This window comes from Sporichthyaceae bacterium (assembly GCA_036269075.1).
Classification (GTDB): Bacteria; Actinomycetota; Actinomycetes; order Sporichthyales; family Sporichthyaceae; genus DASQPJ01.
The window spans coordinates 1-20,814 of sequence record DATASX010000007.1; the positions used below are offsets into that span (position 1 = coordinate 1).

The 20,814-nt window shown below is 70.7% G+C and carries 24 protein-coding genes and 1 tRNA gene; 9 read left to right on the forward strand and 16 right to left on the reverse strand.

Annotated elements, in window-relative coordinates; all coding sequences use genetic code 11:
- The 5 genes from VHU88_01215 to VHU88_01235 form a co-directional block, all read left to right on the forward strand.
- On the forward strand, nucleotides 1-726 hold a 726-nt coding region (locus VHU88_01215), incomplete at its 5' end, for a branched-chain amino acid ABC transporter permease (GenBank protein ID HEX3610283.1).
- A 20-nt stretch (nucleotides 727-746) separates the two neighbouring features.
- Entirely contained in the window at nucleotides 747-2,285 is a 1,539-nt protein-coding gene (locus VHU88_01220) for an ABC transporter substrate-binding protein (protein ID HEX3610284.1), read from the forward strand.
- A gap of 12 nt (nucleotides 2,286-2,297) precedes the next feature.
- The gene (locus VHU88_01225; GenBank protein HEX3610285.1) at nucleotides 2,298-2,993 is read left to right on the forward strand and encodes an ABC transporter ATP-binding protein; all 696 of its coding nucleotides are present in this window, start codon (nucleotides 2,298-2,300) and stop codon (nucleotides 2,991-2,993) included.
- Nucleotides 2,994-3,096: 103 nt separating this feature from the next.
- Entirely contained in the window at nucleotides 3,097-4,140 is a 1,044-nt protein-coding gene (locus VHU88_01230; GenBank protein HEX3610286.1) for an ATP-binding protein, read from the forward strand.
- The gene (locus VHU88_01235) at nucleotides 4,137-4,814 is read left to right on the forward strand and encodes a response regulator (GenBank protein ID HEX3610287.1); all 678 of its coding nucleotides are present in this window, start codon (nucleotides 4,137-4,139) and stop codon (nucleotides 4,812-4,814) included. Before VHU88_01230 ends, VHU88_01235 begins: the two co-directional genes overlap by 4 nt.
- 161 nt (nucleotides 4,815-4,975) lie before the next feature.
- Here VHU88_01235 and idi read toward each other — a convergent pair whose 3' ends face one another.
- From idi to VHU88_01265, 6 genes are all read right to left on the reverse strand, one after another.
- Nucleotides 4,976-5,551 (reverse strand): isopentenyl-diphosphate Delta-isomerase, encoded by a 576-nt coding sequence (gene idi, locus VHU88_01240; GenBank protein ID HEX3610288.1) that lies wholly within the window; start codon nucleotides 5,549-5,551, stop codon nucleotides 4,976-4,978.
- Nucleotides 5,548-7,194: a phosphoglucomutase (alpha-D-glucose-1,6-bisphosphate-dependent) gene (gene pgm, locus VHU88_01245; protein HEX3610289.1), complete on the reverse strand. Its 1,647-nt coding sequence runs from the start codon at nucleotides 7,192-7,194 to the stop codon at nucleotides 5,548-5,550. The genes idi and pgm overlap by 4 nt, the downstream gene beginning before the upstream one ends.
- 93 nt (nucleotides 7,195-7,287) lie before the next feature.
- A complete protein-coding gene (locus VHU88_01250; protein ID HEX3610290.1) occupies nucleotides 7,288-8,295 on the reverse strand; it encodes a sigma-70 family RNA polymerase sigma factor in 1,008 nt (335 codons plus the stop codon).
- A gap of 164 nt (nucleotides 8,296-8,459) precedes the next feature.
- Nucleotides 8,460-8,813 (reverse strand): co-chaperone GroES, encoded by a 354-nt coding sequence (locus VHU88_01255; protein HEX3610291.1) that lies wholly within the window; start codon nucleotides 8,811-8,813, stop codon nucleotides 8,460-8,462.
- A gap of 91 nt (nucleotides 8,814-8,904) precedes the next feature.
- Nucleotides 8,905-9,738, reverse strand: a complete 834-nt coding sequence (locus VHU88_01260) for a hypothetical protein (GenBank protein ID HEX3610292.1) — start codon at nucleotides 9,736-9,738, stop codon at nucleotides 8,905-8,907.
- Nucleotides 9,739-9,987: 249 nt separating this feature from the next.
- Nucleotides 9,988-10,272 (reverse strand): DUF3618 domain-containing protein, encoded by a 285-nt coding sequence (locus tag VHU88_01265; GenBank protein ID HEX3610293.1) that lies wholly within the window; start codon nucleotides 10,270-10,272, stop codon nucleotides 9,988-9,990.
- Nucleotides 10,273-10,404: 132 nt separating this feature from the next.
- On the opposite strand from VHU88_01265, the gene bcp reads away from it, so the two are divergent.
- From bcp to VHU88_01285, 4 genes are all read left to right on the forward strand, one after another.
- Nucleotides 10,405-10,878, forward strand: coding sequence for a thioredoxin-dependent thiol peroxidase (gene bcp / locus VHU88_01270; protein HEX3610294.1), 474 nt, complete (start codon nucleotides 10,405-10,407; stop codon nucleotides 10,876-10,878).
- Between the two features lie 129 nt (nucleotides 10,879-11,007).
- Nucleotides 11,008-11,089, forward strand: a tRNA-Leu gene (locus VHU88_01275).
- A gap of 68 nt (nucleotides 11,090-11,157) precedes the next feature.
- A complete protein-coding gene (locus VHU88_01280) occupies nucleotides 11,158-12,387 on the forward strand; it encodes an FAD-dependent oxidoreductase (protein HEX3610295.1) in 1,230 nt (409 codons plus the stop codon).
- Nucleotides 12,388-12,643: 256 nt separating this feature from the next.
- The gene (locus VHU88_01285) at nucleotides 12,644-13,483 is read left to right on the forward strand and encodes an SGNH/GDSL hydrolase family protein (protein HEX3610296.1); all 840 of its coding nucleotides are present in this window, start codon (nucleotides 12,644-12,646) and stop codon (nucleotides 13,481-13,483) included.
- Between the two features lie 10 nt (nucleotides 13,484-13,493).
- Here VHU88_01285 and VHU88_01290 read toward each other — a convergent pair whose 3' ends face one another.
- The 10 genes from VHU88_01290 to VHU88_01335 form a co-directional block, all read right to left on the reverse strand.
- Complete coding sequence (locus tag VHU88_01290) at nucleotides 13,494-14,207, reverse strand: maleylpyruvate isomerase family mycothiol-dependent enzyme (GenBank protein HEX3610297.1); 714 nt, start codon at nucleotides 14,205-14,207, stop codon at nucleotides 13,494-13,496.
- Between the two features lie 15 nt (nucleotides 14,208-14,222).
- Nucleotides 14,223-14,930, reverse strand: coding sequence for a transglycosylase SLT domain-containing protein (locus VHU88_01295; GenBank protein ID HEX3610298.1), 708 nt, complete (start codon nucleotides 14,928-14,930; stop codon nucleotides 14,223-14,225).
- Between the two features lie 44 nt (nucleotides 14,931-14,974).
- The gene (gene rdgB / locus VHU88_01300; GenBank protein ID HEX3610299.1) at nucleotides 14,975-15,586 is read right to left on the reverse strand and encodes an RdgB/HAM1 family non-canonical purine NTP pyrophosphatase; all 612 of its coding nucleotides are present in this window, start codon (nucleotides 15,584-15,586) and stop codon (nucleotides 14,975-14,977) included.
- On the reverse strand, nucleotides 15,583-16,314 hold the full coding sequence (rph, locus tag VHU88_01305; protein ID HEX3610300.1) for a ribonuclease PH: 732 nt from the start codon (nucleotides 16,312-16,314) through the stop codon (nucleotides 15,583-15,585). The genes rdgB and rph overlap by 4 nt, the downstream gene beginning before the upstream one ends.
- 96 nt (nucleotides 16,315-16,410) lie before the next feature.
- Nucleotides 16,411-17,157: an MBL fold metallo-hydrolase gene (locus VHU88_01310; protein HEX3610301.1), complete on the reverse strand. Its 747-nt coding sequence runs from the start codon at nucleotides 17,155-17,157 to the stop codon at nucleotides 16,411-16,413.
- A gap of 73 nt (nucleotides 17,158-17,230) precedes the next feature.
- Complete coding sequence (murI, locus tag VHU88_01315; protein ID HEX3610302.1) at nucleotides 17,231-18,073, reverse strand: glutamate racemase; 843 nt, start codon at nucleotides 18,071-18,073, stop codon at nucleotides 17,231-17,233.
- A 43-nt stretch (nucleotides 18,074-18,116) separates the two neighbouring features.
- Nucleotides 18,117-18,608, reverse strand: coding sequence for a polyketide cyclase (locus VHU88_01320; protein HEX3610303.1), 492 nt, complete (start codon nucleotides 18,606-18,608; stop codon nucleotides 18,117-18,119).
- Nucleotides 18,609-18,619: 11 nt separating this feature from the next.
- Nucleotides 18,620-19,501: an alpha/beta hydrolase gene (locus VHU88_01325; GenBank protein ID HEX3610304.1), complete on the reverse strand. Its 882-nt coding sequence runs from the start codon at nucleotides 19,499-19,501 to the stop codon at nucleotides 18,620-18,622.
- Nucleotides 19,502-19,512: 11 nt separating this feature from the next.
- Complete coding sequence (locus tag VHU88_01330; protein HEX3610305.1) at nucleotides 19,513-20,508, reverse strand: cysteine synthase; 996 nt, start codon at nucleotides 20,506-20,508, stop codon at nucleotides 19,513-19,515.
- Nucleotides 20,474-20,809 (reverse strand): MoaD/ThiS family protein, encoded by a 336-nt coding sequence (locus VHU88_01335; protein ID HEX3610306.1) that lies wholly within the window; start codon nucleotides 20,807-20,809, stop codon nucleotides 20,474-20,476. The genes VHU88_01330 and VHU88_01335 overlap by 35 nt, the downstream gene beginning before the upstream one ends.
- Nucleotides 20,810-20,814 lie beyond the last annotated feature (5 nt).

Sequence of the window (20,814 nt, forward strand, 5' to 3'; positions counted from 1 at the left end):
GCGGTGCCGGTCGGCGCTGTGGTGGCGATCCCCGCGATCCGACTGTCCGGGCTGTTCCTGGCCCTGGCCACGCTCGGCTTCGGCATCTTCATCGCCCAGTTCTTCTACGTGAAGAGCTACATGTTCGGCCTGTCGAACCTGCACACCGGACGCCCGCACGTGCTGAGCCTCGACACCGACAGGGGCTACTACTACCTGCTGCTGGCGTTCGCGCTGGCCGGCATCGGCATGGTCATCGCAATCGAGCGCACCCGACTGGGCCGCCTGCTGCGCGGCCTGGGCGACTCCCCCACCGCATTGCAGACCCTCGGCGCCTCCGTCGACGTGACCCGGGTGCTCGTGTTCTGCCTGTCGGCGTTCCTGGCCGGCATCAGCGGTGCATTGTTCGCGGGCCAGTTCGGTTCGGTGTCCGGCACCAGCTTCAACTACGTCTACTCCCTGGTGCTGCTGGCGGTGCTCTCGATCGCCGGCCGCACCACGGTCACTGCCGCCGTGCTCGGCCCGATCGCAATGTTCGTCGGCCCGGCCTACCTCACCTCGTTCAGCGACGGCTTCCAGGTGCTGTTCGGCCTCGGCGCGATCCTGGCCGCGGTCTTCGCCGTCCGCCCGCAGATTCCGTTCACGCGCTGGACCGAGCGCGACTCCTACCGTCGGGACAGCACCACGGCGGCCCGGGCCGGACGGCCACCGACTCCGGCGACCGTGGTCACCGAGGGCGCTCGATGAATTCCCTAAGAGGAGAACCGATGAACCGCCGAACCGACCGCCGGCTCGCGATCCTGGCGACGGCCGCGCTGCTCGTGCTCGCCGGGTGCGGCACCCGCGTCAGCCACTCCGACGTGGTCGCCGGCGCCGGCGGCACGACGGTGTCCCTCGACAACGCCTCGATCCAGGCGCTGAAGACCGCCGCGGGCAGCGCAGCCGCGGCGGCCCCGGCCGCCGCGACCACCACCCGGACGGCCGCGAACGCGCCGGCCGCGGCGACTTCGACAACCAAGACCGGCACGAGCACCGGCGGGGCGCCGGCACCGGCGCCGCTGGTGTCCGGCACCGTCCCGGCCGCCGGGGCCAGGGCGGGCAAGACCGGTGCGACCGCGGCCGCGGCCAAGCCCGGTGGTGGTACCGCCGCCGCTGCCCCGGCCGCCGCAACGGCCGCCGACGCCCCGTGCACCGCGTCCGGCGCCCCGCTGAAGCTGGGCCAGGTCGGCGGCTTCTCCGGCGTCGAGGGCCCGGTGACCGCGGATGCCCGCAACGGCCTGGCGACCTGGGTCCAGTACGTCAACGCCCACGGCGGGATCGCCTGCCACCCGATCGTGGTCTACGCGGTCGACGACGGCGCCGACCCGGCCCGGGCGGCGGCGGCGGTCCAGGACCTCGTCTCGAACAAGGGCGTGCAGGCTCTCGTCGGGGTGTTCGACCCGATCGGGTTCCCCGGCATCCTGTCCGGCGCCGAGAAGGCCAAGATCCCGGTCATCGGCGGCGACGGCATCGACTTCGCGTGGAACCAGAACCCGTACCTGTTCCCGACCGGCGCCGGTCTGCTCGGCGCCATCCGCGGCGCGCTGCAACAGACGGTCGCGGCCGGCAAGACCAACCTCGGCCTGCTGTACTGCGTCGAGGCCAGCGTCTGCACCAACGGCCAGAAGATCATCGAGGACGAGACCAAGAAGGCCGGGGCCAAGCTCACGTACTCCTCGGCGATCTCGCTGACCCAGCCGGACTTCACGGCCCAGTGCCAGAGCGCCAAGAACGCGGGCGTGCAGGCCATGGGGATGGCGATGGACGGTGCCTCGATCGGCCGGGTCGCCCGGTCCTGCGCGGCGATCAGCTACCACCCGGAGTTCATCACCAACGGCCTGGTGCTCAGCCCGCAGAACGCGAACGACCCGGACATCCGCCGCAACACCCTGGCCTCGGCCAGCGCGGTGGCACCGTGGACGCTCGACGACACGGAGGGGCAGAAGGAGTACCACGCCGGGCTCGCCAAGTTCGCTCCCGGTCTGACCCCGGACGCGGACTCGATCTACGCCTGGGCGGCCGGGAAGCTCGTCGAGGCGGCCGTGCACGGCCTGGGCGCCAAGGCCCGGACGGCACCGATCACCACGGGCGACCTGATGACCGGCCTGGGGACCATCCACAACGAGACCCTCGGTGGGCTGACCCCGCCGATGACGTTCAGCCCCGGACAGAAGGCGGCCCCGCTGATCACCTGCGTGTACTTCGAGCTGCTCAGCGACAAGGGCTGGACTACGTCGTCGGGCAGCAAGCCCCAGTGCACCAAGTGACGGAGCCTCAGAATGCTTGAGCTGCGCCAGGTCGTCGCCGGGTACGGCACGAGCCGCGTGCTGCGCGACGTGACGCTCTGCGTCCCGGACGGCGCGGTGGTGGCCCTGCTCGGCGCGAACGGCGCGGGCAAGACCACCTTGCTGCGGGTCGCCGCGGGTCTGCTGCGCCCGGAGAGCGGGAAGTTGGTGATCGACAACCAGGACGTCACCGGTCAGCCGCCGTACAAGCTGATGAGGCGCGGGGTCTGCCACATCCCCGAGGGCCGCGGAGTGTTCCCGTCGCTGACCGTGCGGGAGAACATCGTCGTGCAGGCCCCGCCGGGACAGCACGAGCGCGCGATCCAGCAGGCCGCGTCGGCCTTCCCCGTGCTCGGCAGGCGACTCGGTCAGGTGGCCGGGACGCTGTCCGGCGGCGAGCAGCAGATGCTCGCGTTGGCCCGCGCGTACGTGCAGAGCCCGTCCGTGGTCCTGCTCGACGAGGTCAGCATGGGCCTGGCCCCGCGGATCGTCGATGAGATCTTCGACTTCCTGCACCAGATCGCGGCCGGCGGCGCCAGCCTGCTGCTGGTCGAGCAGTACGTGACCAAGGCGCTCGCGTTGGCCGACTACGTCTACCTGCTGCATCGCGGCGAGGTGGCCTTCGTCGGCGAGCCCGGTGAGCTGGACGGCGAGGACCTGTTCGCCCGTTACCTGGGGCACAGCGCCTAACCACACCCGCACTTCTGCTGCCTGTCGCACCTATCGGGGTGCCCTGATAGGTGCGACAGGCAGCAGAAGTGGCGATCGGGGGCGCCGGTGTCAGACTGCCTCCGTGACGCACAGCGGGATCGGCCGCACCCGGATGCTGGCAGGCTTCGCGCTGGCCGTCGGGCTACTGCCGGCGCTGACCGCTGTGCTGGACGCCGACTGGGCGCACCTGCCGTTGGTCGACGACCTGCTGCTGTACCTCGTCGCGGTGATCGCGGTCACCGTGCTCGGCGGGGTGTGGCCGGCCGTCGGGGCCGCCGTCGCCTCGGGCCTGCTGCTGAACTGGTACTTCACCCCGCCGGTGCACGACTGGACGATCCAGGCCCCGGCCAACGCCTTCGCGCTGGGGCTGTTCGTGCTGATCGCGGTCAGCGTCAGCGGCGTGGTGCACCTGGACGCCCGCCGAGCCACGTTGGCTGCGGAGAACCAGACCCGGACGGCGTTGCTGGCCGCGGTCGGGCACGACCTGCGAACGCCGTTGGCCTCGGTCAAGGCCGCGGTGTCCACGTTGCGGCAGGACGACGTGATCTGGTCCGCGTCCGATCAGGCCGAGCTGCTGGAGACCATCGAGGACGGCGCCGACCGGCTGACCGACCTGATCGCGAACCTGCTCGACATGAGCCGGCTGCACGGCGGCATCGTGCGTCCGCTGCTGCAGCCGACCGCGTTGGCCGACCTCACTCCCCGACTGCTGCGCAGCCTCGACGCCGAGCAGGCCGCCGGTCTGCGGCTGGACATCCCACCCGATCTGCCCGAACTGCAGACCGACCCCGGCCTGCTGGAACGGGCGCTGGCGAACCTGGTCACCAACGCCCTGCGGTACTCCCCGCCCGACCGCCCGCCGACGTTGAGCGCACGGGCCGACGGCAACATGCTGCGGATCTCGGTGATCGACCACGGCCCCGGCATCCCGGCCGCGGACCGGGAGCGGGTGTTCGCGCCGTTCCAGCAACTCGGCGATGCCCCGAACGGGTCCGGACTCGGCCTCGGGCTGGCGGTGGCCCGCGGCTTCACCGAGACGCTCGGTGGGCGGCTGGTCGCCCGCACCACTCCGGGCGGCGGGCTGACCATGCACCTGGACCTGCCGACGACCCGGGCGACGCCATGACCAGCGTGCTGGTGGTCGATGACGAACCGGCCCTGGTGCGCGCCCTGCGCATCAACCTGACGGCCCGTCAGCACATCGTGGTGACGGCCTCGGACGGCGCTTCCGGACTGGCCGCGATGGCCCGTGAGCGACCGGACATCGTCGTGCTCGACCTGGGTCTGCCGGACATGGACGGCGTCGAGGTGATCCGCGGGATCCGCGGTTGGTCGAACGTGCCGATCATCGTGCTGTCGGCCCGCGATCAGGAGGCGCAGAAAGTCGCCGCGCTGGATGCCGGCGCCGACGACTACGTCACCAAGCCGTTCGGGATGAACGAGTTCCTGGCACGACTGCGGGCCGCCGGGCGCCGGGCGAACCCCGGCGAGGAGGAACCGGTGGTCGCCACCGATGACTTCACCGTCGACCTGGCGGCCCGACGGGTGGTCCGCGGCGGTGCCGACGTGCACCTGACCCCGACCGAATGGCTGATCCTGGAGACCCTGTGTCGCAACCGGGGCAGGCTTGTGACGAGCCGTCAGTTGCTGCAGACGGTGTGGGGCCCGGCCTACGCCACCGAGACCAACTACCTGCACGCCTACCTGTGGCAGCTGCGACGCAAGCTCGAACCGGACCCGGTCCGACCCAAGTGGCTGCTCACCGAACCAGGCATGGGCTACCGGTTCCAGGCGGACTGACCACCACAACCCCGTCGGCTGCCGAACAACATCGCAACACCAGGGGCGCGACGCGCCGCAGCGAGAGCCACCGCGGTCTCCGCCATGTTCGGCAGCCTTCGGGAGCCCAGGTTGAGCTTCGGGAGCCCAGGGTTGAGCTTCGGGAGCCCAGGGTTGAGCGGCTACCGGTTGCAGGGCGACGAGTGCTGTGCCGCCGCCAGGAATCGCTCCACGTGGCCGCCGGAGTCGAGTTGGCGCACCTGTTCCTGGGCCCAGGGCGAGATCCGGCTGTCGGCGGCCAGTGCCTCGGCCACGAAGTCCGGCCAGCGCCACCAGTCGGTCGCGGCGACCTCGGCCGGGTCCGGGGCAGGCTCCGCGTCGGCGCGGGCCAGGAACACCGGGCACAGTTCGTACTCCTCGACGCCCAGAAAGCTTGCCCGGTAGGCGAATTCCGGCAGGGCCAGCACGAGGCTGTCGGCCACGATCCCGAGTTCCTGCTGCAGTCGGCGCACCACGGCGTCGCGCGGTTGCTCGTCGGGGCCGGGGTGGCCGCAGCAACTGTTGGTCCAGATCCCCGGCCAGGTCAGCTTGGTGTGCGCGCGCTGGGTGACCAGGAACCGGCCGGCGTTGTCGAAGAGGTAGCAGGAGAACGCCAGGTGGTACGGGGTGGTCGAGCCGTGCACGGTCGCCTTGTCGGCGACCCCGCACGGCCGGCCGTCCGGGTCGAGCAGGACCACCTGCTCCACACTCGCGGTCACGCTCCGGCCAGCGCGGCGGTCACGACCTCGCGGGCCTCTTCCTGGATCCGGGCCAGATGCTCGGGCCCGGCGAAGCTCTCCGCGTAGATCTTGTAGACGTCCTCGGTGCCCGACGGCCGGGCGGCGAACCACCCGGAGTCGGTGGTCACCTTCAGGCCGCCGATCGGGGCGCCGTTGCCCGGTGCCGTGGTCAACCGCTGCCGGATCGGCTCGCCGGCCAATTGAGTGGCCGTCACCTGATCCGGCGTCAGTTTCGCCAGCACCGCCTTCTGCTCCCGGGTGGCCGGGGCGTCGATGCGGGCGTAGGTGGGGTCGCCGAACTTGGCGACCAGTTCGGCGTAGTGCTCACTGGGCGAACGTCCGGTGGTGGCGCGAATCTCAGCCGCCAGCAGGCACAACAGGATGCCGTCCTTGTCGGTCGTCCACACGCTGCCGTCGCGGCACAGGAACGATGCTCCGGCGCTCTCCTCGCCGCCGAAGGCCAATGAGCCGTCCATCAGGCCGGGCACGAACCACTTGAATCCGACCGGGACTTCCAGCACCCGCCGGCCGAGGCTCTCGGCGACCCGGTCGATCATCGAGGAGGACACCAGCGTCTTGCCGATCGCGGCCTGCGCGGACCACCCGTCGCGAGTGCCGATCAGGTGGTTGATCGCCACCGCCAGGTAGTGGTTCGGGTTCATCAGCCCGGCGTCGGGGGTGACGATCCCATGCCGGTCGGCGTCGGTGTCGTTGCCGGTGGCCAAATCGTAGGACGACCGCCGGGCGATCAGCGAGGCCATCGCGTCCGGCGAGGAGCAGTCCATCCGGATCTTGCCGTCCCAGTCGCAGGTCATGAACCGGAACGTGGCATCCACGAGCGGGTTCACGACCTCGAGCGCCAACCCGAAACGGTCGGCGATCTCGGCCCAGTAGCGCACGCTGGCCCCGCCCAGTGGATCGGCGCCGATGCGTACCCCGGAGGCGGCGATCGCGTCGAGGTCGAGTGCCAGCGGCAGGTCGGCGATGTACTTGCCGAGAAAGTCGTAGGTGCCGGTGGTGTCGGCCGCGCGAGCCCGTGGCCACGGGATGCGCCGCACCCCGCGCAACCTGTTGTCCAACAGTTCGTTGGCACGCTTCGCGACCGCACCGGTCACATCGGTGTCTGCCGGTCCGCCGTTCGGCGGGTTGTACTTGAAGCCTCCGTCGGTCGGCGGATTGTGACTGGGCGTCACCACGATGCCGTCGGCGATGCCGCGGCCGGGCAGCGCATTGTGCTGGAGCACCGCCCGGGACAGCGAGGGCGTCGGCGTCCAGCCGTCGCGGCTGTCCAACAGCACGCGGACACCGTTCGCGGCCAACACCTCGACGGCCGTCACCGTGGCCGGCTCGGACAACGCGTGGGTGTCCTTGGCCAGGAACACCGGCCCGTCGATGCCGGCCGCTGCGCGGTGCTCGCAGATTGCCTGGGTGATCGCGGCGATGTGGTCCTCGTTGAAGCTCGCGGAGAACGCACTGCCGCGGTGCCCCGAGGTGCCGAACGCGACGCGCTGTGCCGGGTCGGCCGGATCGGGGTGCTCGGCGTAGTAGGCCGTGACCAGCCGAGCAACGTCGACGAGATCTGCGGGCTGGGCAGGCAGGCCTGCTTTCGGGTTTCGGCTCACGGGACCAGTCTGCCCCAGCCAAACCGTCCTGCCCCGGTTGGCCGCCTCACGTTGGCCAACCCGTCCACGCTCGTCGACCGTTACGACATCCGATCAGGCAGTCCACGCGATCAGCGCGGCGCCGGTCTCCGGGTCGCGCAGGGTCGCCAGCGCGTCCTTCTCCAACTGCCGCACCCGCTCCCGCGTCAGGCCCATCGGCGCGGCGATCTCGGCCAGCGTCTTCGGGACACCGTCGCGCAGTCCGAAACGCATCGTCAGAACCGCAGCCTGCCGCTCCGGCAGCGCAGCGACCAACGAGCGCAACTGGGTGATCATCGCGTTGTGCTCGGCGATCTCGGCGGCGGCCATCGCGTCGTCGTCGCGGATCAGGTCGGCGATCGGGGTCTCCCCGTCGGAACCGACGGCCGAGTCCAGGCTGACCGGGGTCCGGTTCTGGCGGCGCAGATCGACGATCCGCTCCTCGGGCAATTCCAGCTCGGCGGCCAACTCGGCGACGGTGGGTTCGCGCCCCAACGCGGTGCCGAGGGTCCGCTCCAACCGGTTCAGCCGCGACAACTCCTCGACGACGTGAACCGGCAGCCGCACCGTGCGGCTGAGCTCCCCCAGTCCGCGCTGGATGGCCTGGCGGATCCACCAGGTCGCGTAGGTGGAGAACTTGTAGCCGCGCGCGTAGTCGAACTTCTCCACTGCGCGGATCAGGCCGAGGTTGCCCTCCTGGACGATGTCCAGGAACGGCACGTCGCGGCCGGCAAACTTGCGCGCCACCGAGACCACCAGCCGCAGGTTCGCGCGGACCATGTGGTCGCGCGCCGCCTCGCCGTCGGCCGCGAGGTCGAGCAGCTCCCTCCGCCGCCGCGGACCCAGCCGGGTCTTGTTCTCGGCGGCCTCGTCGAGCAGCTGACGTGCGAAGACGCCGGCCTCGATGCGCTTGGCAAGATCGACCTCCTGCTCGGCCGTGAGCAGTGCGGTGCTCCCGATCTCGTCCAGGTAGAAACGAACCAGGTCCGGATCCTGACCTGCGGCGCGTTCGGCGCGCCGCGGGCGCCCGATGACTCGGGTGGTGCCGGCCTGCTTCTCCTCGGTGACGTCCTGACGCGGCATAATTGGTACGGCCTCCTCACCACGCCTTCAGCGCGGCTCGCGTCGTGGACGCCCGCCCCTGGGTCGTCGACTGCCTACGACGCGTTGTCTACCCCAACTCGCGAACGATCCACGGTGTTCCCGTGAGCGGACAGTCACAGGGGGTCACAGCTCGTGAGGAGGACTCACAGGTAGAGGCCGGGCGACCCGTCGTTGAGGCGCTCCGCCGCGACGGCGTGCACGTCGCGCTCCCGCAGCAGGATGTAGTCGGTGCCGCGTACCTCGACCTCGGAGCGGTCCTCGGGGTCGAACAGCACGCGGTCGCCGGCCTCGACGGTCCGGACGTTCTGCCCGACGGCGACGACCTCGGCCCAATTCAGCCGCTTGCCCATCTGCGCGGTCGCCGGGATCAAGATGCCCGACGTCGACCGGCGCTCGCCCTCGGGCCCGTCGGCCCGGACCAGCACCCGGTCGTGCAGCAGCCGGATCGGCAGCTTCTCCCCCAGGTTCGCTGCCTCGGAACGCCGACTACCACTCATGTCCGCACAGCGTACGGCGGGTGCATCGAGCCCGGACGCACGGATGCCCCGGGGCCACGGCCCCGGGGCATCTGCGAGGAACTTGGCGCTACTAGCCGAGACCACCGAGCAGGCCGCCACCGGAGCCGCCGAGCACGCCGCCCAGCAGGCCGCCCGAGCCGGAGGAGCTGTTCGAGGACGTGAGCCCGAGCTGGTCGGTGGTCCCCTCCAGCCCGACGGTCGAGGCGACCTGGCCGACGGTGTCGCCGAGGCCAGTGCCCTGAACCACCGAACCGACCGTCGAGGTGACCGGCTTCAGCGTGTTCTCGACCGGGCTCAGCGTGGAGTCGACCGTGCTGGTGACCGGCGTGAGGACCTTGGTGACCGTGCTGCCGACACCCGGCAGAACACTGTTCACGGTGTTGCCCAACGTCGTTGCGACGCCGGAGAGCGTTCCGGTGGACGTGCTGGTGCTTCCCCCACCAGCGCTGCCCGAGCCCGGGGTCGTGGTACCGCCGGTGTTGCCACCGGTGTTCCCGCCCGCGTTGGAGCCGGTGTTGCCGCCGAGGTTGATCGTCGAGCCACCGCTGGAGCGCGGGGTCGTGCCGGCGTCGGACGTGCTCGCCGGAGCCGAGTTCAGCGCGGTGCCCATCGAGGCCGGCGCGGTGCTGTTGTCGGCGATCCCGGCGCTCGGGATCGGCCGACCCAGCGAGTCCAGGCCGTTGCCGTGCGGCAGGACCGACGGCGCCACGAGCACCATGGCCTTCAGCGCGAGCAGCAGAACGCCCGACAGTCCGGCGACGGCCGCGGTCTGGCCGGCTACCTTGACGGCGGCCTGGTGGTCGCCACGGTGCTTGCGTCCGGCCACGGCCTTCTTGTCGGCGACGGCCTTCTTGGCCGTCCCCTTCCGGACCAGAACGCCCGGCTTGAATGCGATGTCAGCCATTGATTCCCCACCCCTGGAAATCGGAGTCCACCTGAAGGACTTCCGTTTGAGAGTAGGGACGAGATGGGGGCCGGCGATACGCGCCCGGACATACCTTGACCGACTGCGTAAGCGTGCGGCACATCAAGTAATTCAAGGTGGTACAGCCCCGCTGAACTGCGCATTCATCGGTTATGTCGGACAATCCGGGCAATTCTGTGCGCCACCGGTATCTGTACAGCGACGCGGCGTGACATTAGTCAAACGCTGCTAATGAAAGTGTCGCCAGGCGACCCACAAAACGATCGTGAAACCGACGCCGCCGACAATAGCAGCCTTGTCCTTCTTAATACTGCCATCTGGATTGATCACGATCGCGCGGACGCGGGACTTCGCGGCGTCGGCGATCGCACTCGGCGCAACTCGGGCGGAGATCTGGTCGATCGAGACGGCGAGGCGGTCGCGGGCAGCCGCGATCTGTGCCTCCAACTCCGCCGGATCGCTCGCGGAGTTACCGGTCCTGCCCACGCTGCCGCCCTTCTTCGGACCAGTCACGACGGGCGGGACCCGTCGGGATCGGGACATCCTTCCAGCACAGCCGGGTGCCTGGCAGCGCGGGCACCGGATTACGCGCCGCGCGGTGCTAGGGGAAGGATGGGCGGCGAGAATTGACAGGAGGAGGTATTCGTGGCCGAGAACGTGCATCTGTCCCCCGGGGATCCCGCGCCCGATTTCACGCTGCCCGACGCCGACGGCAACAAGGTGGTGCTGGCGGAGCTGCGCGGGCGCCGGGTGATCCTCTACGCCTACCCGGCGGCGATGACCCCCGGCTGCACCAAGCAGGCCTGCGACTTCCGCGACAACATCGCCCGGGTCACCGGTGCCGGCTACACGGTGCTCGGGCTGTCGCCGGACTCCCCGGCGAAACTGGCGAAGTTCCGCGACCGCGACTCGGTGCCCTTCCCGCTCTTGTCCGACCCGGACAAGAGCGTGCTGCGCGCCTACGGTGCCTACGGCCAGAAGTCGATGTACGGCCGGATCGTCGAGGGCGTGATCCGCTCGACCTTCGTGATCGACGCCGAGGGCAACATCGAGCTGGCGCAGTACGGGGTCAAGGCCACCGGGCACGTCGACCGGTTGTTGCGGGCGCTCGAAGTCTGACGCGCACGGGCAGAGTCGCAACCGGAGTGACGACCGCGGGCCGGAAATCACCTCGCCGGTTGCAACTCGTCCCGTCCGTCCCGAGGTGAGCCCAGGTACCTTCTGACCCGGGGGTCGCGACCCCCACCAGCGCGAGTGGCGGAATTGGCAGACGCGCCAGACTTAGGATCTGGTGTCCTCGGACGTGGGGGTTCAAGTCCCCCCTCGCGCACCGGCGACAACGCCGGGCCGCATCGGTGCGGACAATCACCCGGGCGTCCGGGCAGCTAACGTTCGCGTGTGCCTGATCCGCGGACCTTCGTCATCGTCGGCGCCTCGTTGGCCGGCGCGAAGGCCGCGGAGGCGCTGCGCGAGGCCGGCTTCGAGGGCCGGGTCGTCCTGATCGGCGAGGAGGCCCACCGGCCCTACGTGCGGCTGCCGTTGTCGAAGGGGTACCTGAAGGGCATCGAGACCCTGGAGCAGATCTACGTCCACACCGTGGACTGGTACGCGGAACACGACGTCGAGCTGCGACTGGGCACTCCGGTCGCCGTGATCCATCGGAATTCGCACGAGGTCGGGCTGGCCGACGGTTCCCGGCAGCACTACGACAAGCTCCTGCTCGCCACCGGATCGACAGCCCGCCGGATCCCGAACACCGATCACCCCGGCGTCTTCTACCTGCGCCGACTCGGCGACTTCGACCAGCTGCGGGAGAGCCTGTCCGGACAGGCCCGAGTGATCGTGGTCGGCGGCGGTTGGATCGGACTGGAGGTCGCCGCCGCGGCCCGGCACCACGGCTGCGAGGTCGTGATGGTCGAACCGGACGCGGCGCCGCTCAGTCGGCGGTTCGGGCCGGGAATCGGTGACATGTTCGTCCAGCTGCACCGCGACCACGGGGTTGACGTCCGCATCGGCCTGGGCCTGCCGGAGGTCCGCCCCGGACCGGTGGTGGTGACCAGCACCGGGGAGGAGATCAGCGGGGACGCGGTCGTGATCGGCGTCGGCCACCGCCCCGCGACCGCGCTGGCCGAGGCCGCCGGGCTGGAGGTCGACGACGGCATCCGCATCACCACCCGGATGCAGACCTCCGACCCCGACATCTACGCCGCCGGGACCTGCGTCCGGGCCGACCACCCGCTCTACGCCCGGCCGATCCGCGTCGAGCACTGGGACACCGCCCTGGTCGGCGGCGCGGCCGCCGCACTGTCCATGCTCGGCCTGGGTGAGCCCTACGACCGCGTGCCGTACTTCTTCTCCACGCAGTACGACCTGGACCTGGAGTGCTGGGGGTGGCTGGAACCCGGCAGCTTCTCCGACGTGGTCTACCGCGGCGACCGCGGCAAGCGCGAGTTCATCGCGTTCTGGCTCGACGCCGAGAGCCGGGTGCTGGCAGCCATGAACGTCAACGTCTGCGACGTCGGGGACCCACTCGAGGCGATGGTGCGGTCTGCGCAACCGATCGACCCGGCGCGACTGGTCGATCCCGAGGTGCCGTTGGCCGATCTCGTCCCGCGCGACGGGACGTGAATTCCGAACCTCACGAATCGTGAGAAACACTCGTCTCTAGGTGCACTCTGCAATCAACTTCAACTCCTGTACTCAACCCGACAAAGACCACTCCCCGCCCAAATCAGCCGTCGTAGGCTCCCCCACGGGATGCGCCGAACAGGTGAAGTGCCGTCCGATGGCCACCTTTTCGACGCGTGGGCGGTGATTGACTGACCGCCCGGTGGGCAGTGGATCTGAGCCGTCGGCGTGTGGGCGTTGGGGGAAAGGGGCAGCGGTGAACCGCAGCCGTTGGAAGCGCACCGCATCGGTCGCGCTCGCGAGTCTCCTGGGAGTTTCCGTCGCTTTCAGCGGCGCATCGGCGGCCGGCGCCCACAGCGCACCGAGCAAGCCGGATTCGGCCTCCGACGTCGGGCTGCGCGTGATCGGCCTCGGCGACTCGGTGCTGACGGCGTTGGATCGCTGTCACTGCCCCGGCCTGCTGGTCGACTACGCAGGCCTGGTCGCCGACCGCGTCCAGGAGCGCATCCGCGTCCAGAACGAGGCCCACGGTTCCTCGACCAGCGGCGACCTGATGAAGGTGCTGCACGACGGAACCGTCCAGAGCGAGATCCGCAACGTCGACCTCGTGGTCATCTTCGCCGGCGCCAACGACTTCAGCAACGCGTTCCAGCGGGTCACCGACGGGGCCTCGCCGCAGAAGCAGTACGGCCCGATCGCCGCCCGCCTCCAGCACAACATCTCGAACGCGATCGACGAGATCCACCGGCTGAACAGCGACGCCAAGGTCGTGGTCTGCGGCTACTGGAACGACTTCAAGGACGGCGCGGTCGCCCAGCGCAAGTACTCGGCGAACAAGCGCCGCGCCGCCGCCGAGGCCACGAGGCTCACCAACGAGGCCTTGTGGCACGCGGCCGAGAACGGCCACGTCCAGTACTTGTCGACGCTGCGGCTGTTCCAGGGCCGGGGCGACACGACGGAGCTGCTCGCCGCCGACGGCGACCACCTCTCGGCCAAGGGCCACGCGGTCATCGCCCAGGCGCTGGCCGACATGATGCACCCGGCCGAGCAGGGTTCGTCCTCGCCGCTCGACCCGGGGCTCACGCAGTCCCCGTGACCCGAGCGGGTCACTCGGCGACGTCGGCCACCGGCGGGGCGAAGCGGAAGAACGCGTCCAGGTAGTCCTCGGCGGCGACGCCCTGCCAGGAGCAGGCCCGCAACTGGGCCTGGCTGCGCCGGGCACACATCGTGCGGAGCATGTCCCAGGTGGTGGGGAACTCCACGACCCCGGCAGGCTCTCCCGGGCCGACGAGGAACGAGCCGCCGTCGGCGCACCGCAGCTCCAGCCCGGGCAGAGCGGCGTCGCCCAACCGGGTCGCCAGCGCGTCCAGCTGCACGCGCAGCGCGACCGCCATCGCGGCGGACTCCCGGCCGCCGGGGCGCCGCACCGCACCGCGGATGTCGTGCTCGTGGGTGAACGCGTCGGAGATCAACCGCATCCCGGGCGCCCCGACGACTCCGGCGAAATCGCGCTCGGCGGGCTCGGCGAGCGCGGTCCAGGCCTCGAGCACCGCCTCGAGGCTGTACGCCGCGAACGCGTCCACCTGGGCCTGGGTCCATTCCGTGGTGCCCAGTCCGGCCAGGTTCCGCGTCCGGACGTCGGACATCAGGCCGGTCAGGTGGCCGACAACGTCGCGCACCGTCCAGTCCGGGCAGGTCGGGCACCGGACCAGCAGGTCGGCCGCGGGCAGCGCCCGGACCAGTTCCGCGATGCGGCGCCGCTGCTCGGCGTAGACCGCGCCGAGGTCCACGACCGTGGCCTGCTGCTCCAGGGAATCCATACGCGCGAGGCTAACTCAGGCCAGGGGAGGCGTCGGCTGCGCTCGCGGTGTGCCCGGGGTCGGGTCGCCGGCCTTGGTCAGCGCGGCGGCGGCCTTGTCCCAGTTGGACTTCAGCTCGCTCAGGTACGTCTCCGCCATCGGGCCGGGGGCGACCCCGCGGGCGAACAGCCGCATGTTGCCGGGGCCGGTGTTGTAGCCCAAGGCGAGCAGTTGGTCGTGGGTCAACGTGGTGGCCGGGTGCGCGGGCAGCGAGTGCGAGAGGTCGTGCAGGTACCAGGCCGCGGCCTGCAGTGCGAGCTCCGGGTCGTCGGGCAACTCCTGGAAGCTGCGGCCGGCGAACGGGCGCCCACGCCGGGCCTGGTCGAACGCGGCCTGGTGCATGTTCACGATGCCGAATGACGCGCCCGGGTTCAGCGCCTGCCACAGCCGCTGGCTGGCCGCGTCGTGCGGCTTGTACGACTCGTTGTAGACGATCGCCATCAGCAGTTGCGGATTGATGCCGGCGGGCTTGGCCTCGCGGACCACAGCCGCCGCGTACTGCGCGGAAACGTCGGCCTCGGGGACGTCGGCGTTGTCCTGCGGCTGGATCGGGGTGTCCGGGGACAAGGTGTCCGGGGATGGCGAGACCGGAGCCGCAGCCACGCGCGACTGCGCGACCGGCGCGCACCCGGCCAGCGTCAGGCCGAGCAGCACCACCGCCCCCGACACGAGTCGCCACCGCACGAGCCAATTGTCGCGCAAACCGCGTACCCCGGCCGGAATCGTCGTCACGTTCCGGTCAAGGTCCTCCGCAGCGCGGGCAACAGCGCCCGCAGCGCCTGGCCTCGGTGGCTGATGGCGTCCTTCTCGACCGCGGACATCTCGGCGGTCGTCCGGTCGTGGCCGCCGGGCAGGAAGATCGGGTCGTAGCCGAATCCCTGCTCGCCGCGTCGGGCACGCAGCAGGCGCCCGAAGATGCGGCCCTCGACCACCTCGACCACCCCACCGGGCAGGGCCAGCGCGGCGGCGCACGCGAAGTGCGCGCCCCGACGCTCGTCCGGGATGTCGCTGATCTGGGCCAGCACCAGGTCGAGATTCGCGTCGTCGGCGCCGTGCTTGCCCGCCCACCGGGCCGAGAAGATCCCGGGCATCCCGTTCAGCGCGTCGACGCACAGCCCGGAGTCGTCGGCGACCGCCGGGAGACCGGTGGCCGCGGCCACGGCCACCGCCTTCAGCGCCGCGTTCTGCGCGAACGTGGCGCCGGTCTCGGCGACCTCGGGCACGCCGGTGAACTCGTCCACACCGCACAGCCGCGGCGACAACGCTGCCTCGGCGAGAATGCGGTTGAGCTCGACGAGCTTCGCGGCGTTGCGCGTCGCCAGCACGAGGGTGCCGGTCATACGCCCGGATTCACTGCCAGGGCAGCCTTCTGAATGAGCGTCAGATCCGCGCAGCCACCGACCGCGAGGTCGAGGAGCGAGTCGAGCAGCGCCCGGTCGAACGGTGCGCCCTCGGCCGTGCCCTGCACCTCGACGAACCGCCCGTCGCCGGTGCACACCACGTTCATGTCGGTGGCCGCCGCGACGTCCTCGACGTACTCCAGGTCCAGGCACGGCTGCCCGCCGCAGATGCCGACGCTGACCGCGGCGACGCTGCCGGTCAAGGGCTCGCCGGCCAGCGCGTTCCGCCCGCGCAGGTATTCGACGGCATCGGCCAGGGCGACGTAGGCCCCGGTGATCGCCGCGGTGCGGGTACCGCCGTCGGCCTGGAGCACGTCGCAGTCGAGCACGATCGTGTTCTCCCCCAGCGCCTTGTAGTCGATCACCGCCCGCAGGCTGCGGCCGACGAGCCGGGAGATCTCGTGGGTGCGGCCGCCGATACGTCCCCTGACCGACTCGCGGTCGCCGCGGGTGTGGGTGGCGCGCGGCAGCATGGCGTACTCGGCGGTCACCCAGCCCTGGCCGCTGCCCCGGCGCCAGCGCGGCACACCTTCGGTGACGCTGGCCGCGCAGAGCACGCGGGTCTTGCCGAACTCGACCAGCACCGACCCCTCGGCGTGGTCCAGCCAGCGGCGGGTGATGGTCACCGGGCGAAGTTCGTCGGGCTTGCGCCCCCCTGGTCGCGACATGCCCGCGAGCCTATGGGTACGCCGGTCGGGGCTGGGGGGGCGCGTGCGCCACCCGACCCGACCGCAACATGCCAGCGAGCCTACGGGCACGCGCGTTCAGATCTCGTAGGTGGCGCCGGGGCAGGCCAGGTCGACGCGGCCCTCGAAGTCAGCGGCCTCGGACAGCGTGCGGGCCGGGTCGTTCCACGGCGGGATGTGCGTGAGCAGCAGCCGGGGCACCCCGGCCCGGGTGGCGTGCTCGGCGGCCTGGCTGCCGGTCAGATGGACGTCCGGGGCCACGTCGCGGCCGTCGTGGAACGAGGCCTCGCACAGGAACAGGTCCGCGCCGGTGGCCAGCCGCACCAACTCGTCGCAGACCCCGGAGTCCCCGGAGTACACCAGCGCCTTGCCGCCGTGCTCCACCCGGATCGCGTAGGCCTCGATCGGGTGCACGGTGCGGTCGGTGTGGAAGCGGAACGGCCCGATCTCGAACGGCTCCCCGGCGGTCAGCTTGCGGAAGTCGAACTGCTCGGTCATCCCGGGGTCCTCGGGCAACCCGTAGGCCGCGGCCATCCGGCTCGGGGTATCCGCCGGCCCGTGGACCGGGATCCGCGGCAGGGCGCCGTCCGGGCGGTACTTGCGGGCCACGTAGTAGCCGCACATGTCGATGCAGTGGTCCGGGTGCAGGTGGGAGAGCACGACCGCGTCGATACTGCCGACGTCGACGTGGGTGGCCAACGCGCCGAGTGCGCCGGCGCCGAGGTCGAGCAGAACGCGGAACCCGTCGGCCTCCACCAGATAGCACGACGCCGGCGAGGTCGGACCGGGGAACGAGCCGGAGCAGCCGACAACGGTCAATCTCACCGGCGTGCCTCTGCCCGCCCGCGCGGGCCAGGAGATGCCGTGCACTGTGACACTGGTTCGTTCGCAAGCTCGCTCACGCAATTGCTCCCATGACCTCGACGGCGCCCAGGGCCTCGACCACGCCGAGGTCGGGCCCCAGGAATCGACGGCCGACGGCCGCGAACGGTTGGCGGTCGCCGGTGGCCAGGAACCGGTGCCGCGGCGCAGGCCGGTCTTCCGGGCGGGCCAGGCCCGAGTCGACGAGGACCTTGTACACGTCCTTGGCCGTCTCCTCCGCGCTGGAGACCAGCGTGACTTCCTCGCCGAGCACGTGGGCGATCGGGCCGGCCAGCAGCGGGTAGTGGGTGCAGCCGAGCACGACCGTGTCGACGCCCGCCTCGATCATCGGCGCCAGGTAATCCTTGGCGACCGCGAGCACCTCGGGCCCGGAGGTCTGCCCGCGCTCGGCGAACTCGACGAACCGGGGGCAGGCCGCGACAGTCAGGGTCAGATCGTGGGCGGCGGCGAACGCATCCTCGTAGGCCTGCGAGGTCTTCGTCGCCTGGGTGCAGATCACACCGACCCGGTTGTTGCGGGTGGCCGCCACGGCCCGCCGCACGGCCGGTCGGATCACCTCGACGACCGGCACCTGGTACCGCTCCCGGGCGTCACGCAGAACCGCGGCCGAGGCGGTGTTGCAGGCGATCACCAACGTCTTGACGCCCTCGTCGACGAGGTGGTCGAGCACGTTCAGCGCCAGCGCGCGGACCTGCGCGATCGGCCGCGGCCCGTAGGGGGCGTTGCGGGTGTCGCCGACGTAGAGAACCGGTTCGGCGGGCAGCAGGTCCAGCACGGCGCGCGCGACGGTCAACCCGCCGACGCCGCTGTCGAAGATCCCGATGGGCGCGTCGAGCGAGCGCGCTGTTTCCTCAGACATGTCGAACCGACGTTAGCGCCCGCAAGACTCAGGTGGGCGGCAGTCAGCCGGCTCGGGTGACGGTGCGTTCCAGAATCCCGAGAGTCGCCCGCAGGGCCGTGACCGGGACGACCGGCCAGGTGACCGTGCCGATCCCAGGAATCTCCCGATCGCGCCAGATCGGGTCGATGGCTGACCAGTCGCAGTACGAGGTGACCGCGGTTCCGCCGTCGACCGACCGCAGCGAGTAGCCGTACACGTGCCCGATCGGCGGGTCCGCGATCGGGCTGAGCACGGTCCAGGCAATCTCGGCGTCCGGCACGAACTCGGTGATGCGGATCGTCACCTCGTAGGCGCCCAGCGGGAAGTCGTTGAGAGCCTCGCGGTGCATCTTGATGTCGAAGGTGTCGCCGACGGCCCCGGCGGGCTTGCCGGAGGCCGACATCAACATCCCCGAGGAGTCGATCGAGACGTGGCCCTGCGGGTCGCACAGCACGGCGAAGATCGTGGTCGGGTCGGCCGGGATCGTGCGGGTCACCTCGTGACGATCAGTCATGCCCCGAATATCTACACTGCGGCCAGGAATTCCTCCAGAGCCGCCAGGGTCTCCGCCGGCGCCTCCTCGGGCAGGAAGTGGCCGCTGTCCACGGCGGTCCCGGACACCTGCTGCGCCCGACGGCCCCAGCACTCGAGCACGTCGTAGCGGCGTCCGACGAATCCGCGGGCACCCCACAGCACCAGCACCGGACAGGTGACGCGACGGTCCAGGTCGGCCTCGTCGTGCTCCAGGTCGATGCTCGCCGCGGCGCGGTAGTCCTCACAGGTCGCGTGGACGGTGGCCGGGTCGCGGAACGCCGCGGCGTACTCGGCGACGGCGGCCTCGTCGAACACCGTCCCGTCGGAGCTCCAGGCCCGCAACGCAAAGCGCAGGAGGTACTCCGGGTCGGCGCCTATCAGCCGCTCCGGGAGGTCGTAGGGCTGGGACAGGAAAAACCAGTGCCAGTAGACCCGGGCCAGCATCTCGTCGGTGGTCCGGAAGACCTCGTGGGTCGGGACGATGTCGAGCACCGCCAGTCGCTGCACCCGCTCGGGATGGTCCAACGCCATGCGGTGCCCGACCCGCCCGCCGCGGTCGTGGCCGACCACGGCGAACTCCTCGAAGCCGAGCGCTCCCATCACGGCGACCTGATCGGCGGCCATCGTGCGCTTGGCGTACTCGATGTGCGAGGCGCTGCCGGGCGGCTTGCCGCTGGCCCCGTAGCCGCGCAGATCCGGGGCGACCACGGTGTACCGACGGGCCAAGGCGGGCGCGATCCGGGACCACATCGCCGAGGTCTGCGGGTAGCCGTGGAGCAGCAGCAGCGGCGGGCCGGCGCCGGCCGTGCGCACCGCGATCTCGACGCCGGGCACCGCGATCCGCGTCGACTTGAAGTTGGCCCAGTCCGTCACTTGTTACCTCGCTACGCCCAGAGTTGGCCTTCGAGACGTTCCTCGGCCTCGGCGACGGTGCCGGTGTAGGCGCCGGTCGAGAGGTACTTCCAGCCGCCGTCGGCAACCACGAACGCGATGTCCGCGCTCTCCCCGGCAGCCACCGACTTGGCAGCCTGACCGAGCGCGGCGTGCAGGATCGCGCCGGTGGAGATGCCCGCGAAGATGCCCTCCTCCTCGATCAGCTGCCGCGTGCGGCGCACCGCGTCCCGCGGGCCGACGGAGAACCGGGCATCGATGAGTGAGGGGTCGTAGAGCTCCGGGACGAAGCCCTCGTCCATGTTGCGCAGGCCGTAGACCAACTCACCGTAACGGGGCTCCGCGGCGACGATGGCCACGTCAGGCTTGTGCTGACGGAAGAATCGCCCGACGCCCATCAAGGTGCCCGTGGTGCCCAGCCCGGCGACGAAGTGGGTGATCGAAGGCAGGTCCTCGAGCAGCTCCGGCCCGGTGCCCTCGAAGTGCGCCTGGGCGTTGGCCGGGTTGCCGTACTGGTAGAGCATCACCCAGTCCGGGTGTTCCTCGGCCAAGCGCTTGGCCACCCGCACCGCCTCGTTGGAGCCACCCGCGGCCGGCGAGGACACGATCTCGGCACCCCACATGCCGAGGATCTGCCGGCGTTCCTCGGAGGTGTTCTCCGGCATCACACACACGATGCGGTAGCCCCGCAGCTTCGCGGCCATCGCCAAGGAGATACCGGTGTTGCCACTGGTCGGTTCCAGGATCGTGCAGCCCGGCCGCAGCCAACCGTCCTTCTCCGCCTCGACCACCATGCGCAACGCCGCCCGGTCCTTGATCGAACCGGTCGGGTTGTGGTCCTCGAGCTTCGCCCACAACCGGACGTCGTCGGACGGCGACAGCCGCGGCAGACCGACCAACGGGGTCCTGCCCACGGAGTCCAGGAGGTTGTCGAAGCGCACAGTCGTCGGGAGGTCAGCCGCCGGCGACTGCCGGCAGGACAGTGACATCCGGCCTGCCGCCCTTCGGCAGGGCACCACTGCCACCCGCCACGGCCGGCAGGACAGTGACACTGTCCCCGTCCTTCAGCTCGGTCTTCAGGCCCCCGAGGAAGCGCACGTCCTCGTCGTTCAGGTAGACGTTGACGAAGCGGCGCAGGCCGTTGTCGTCGACCAACCGGGCGCGCAGGCCGGCATGACGGCTCTCCAGGTCGTCGAAGAGTTCGTCCAGCGTGCCGCCGGCACCGTCGACTGCTTTCGCGCCGTCGGTGTACTGACGCAGGATCGTCGGGATGCGGACCTCGATGGCCATGTCGT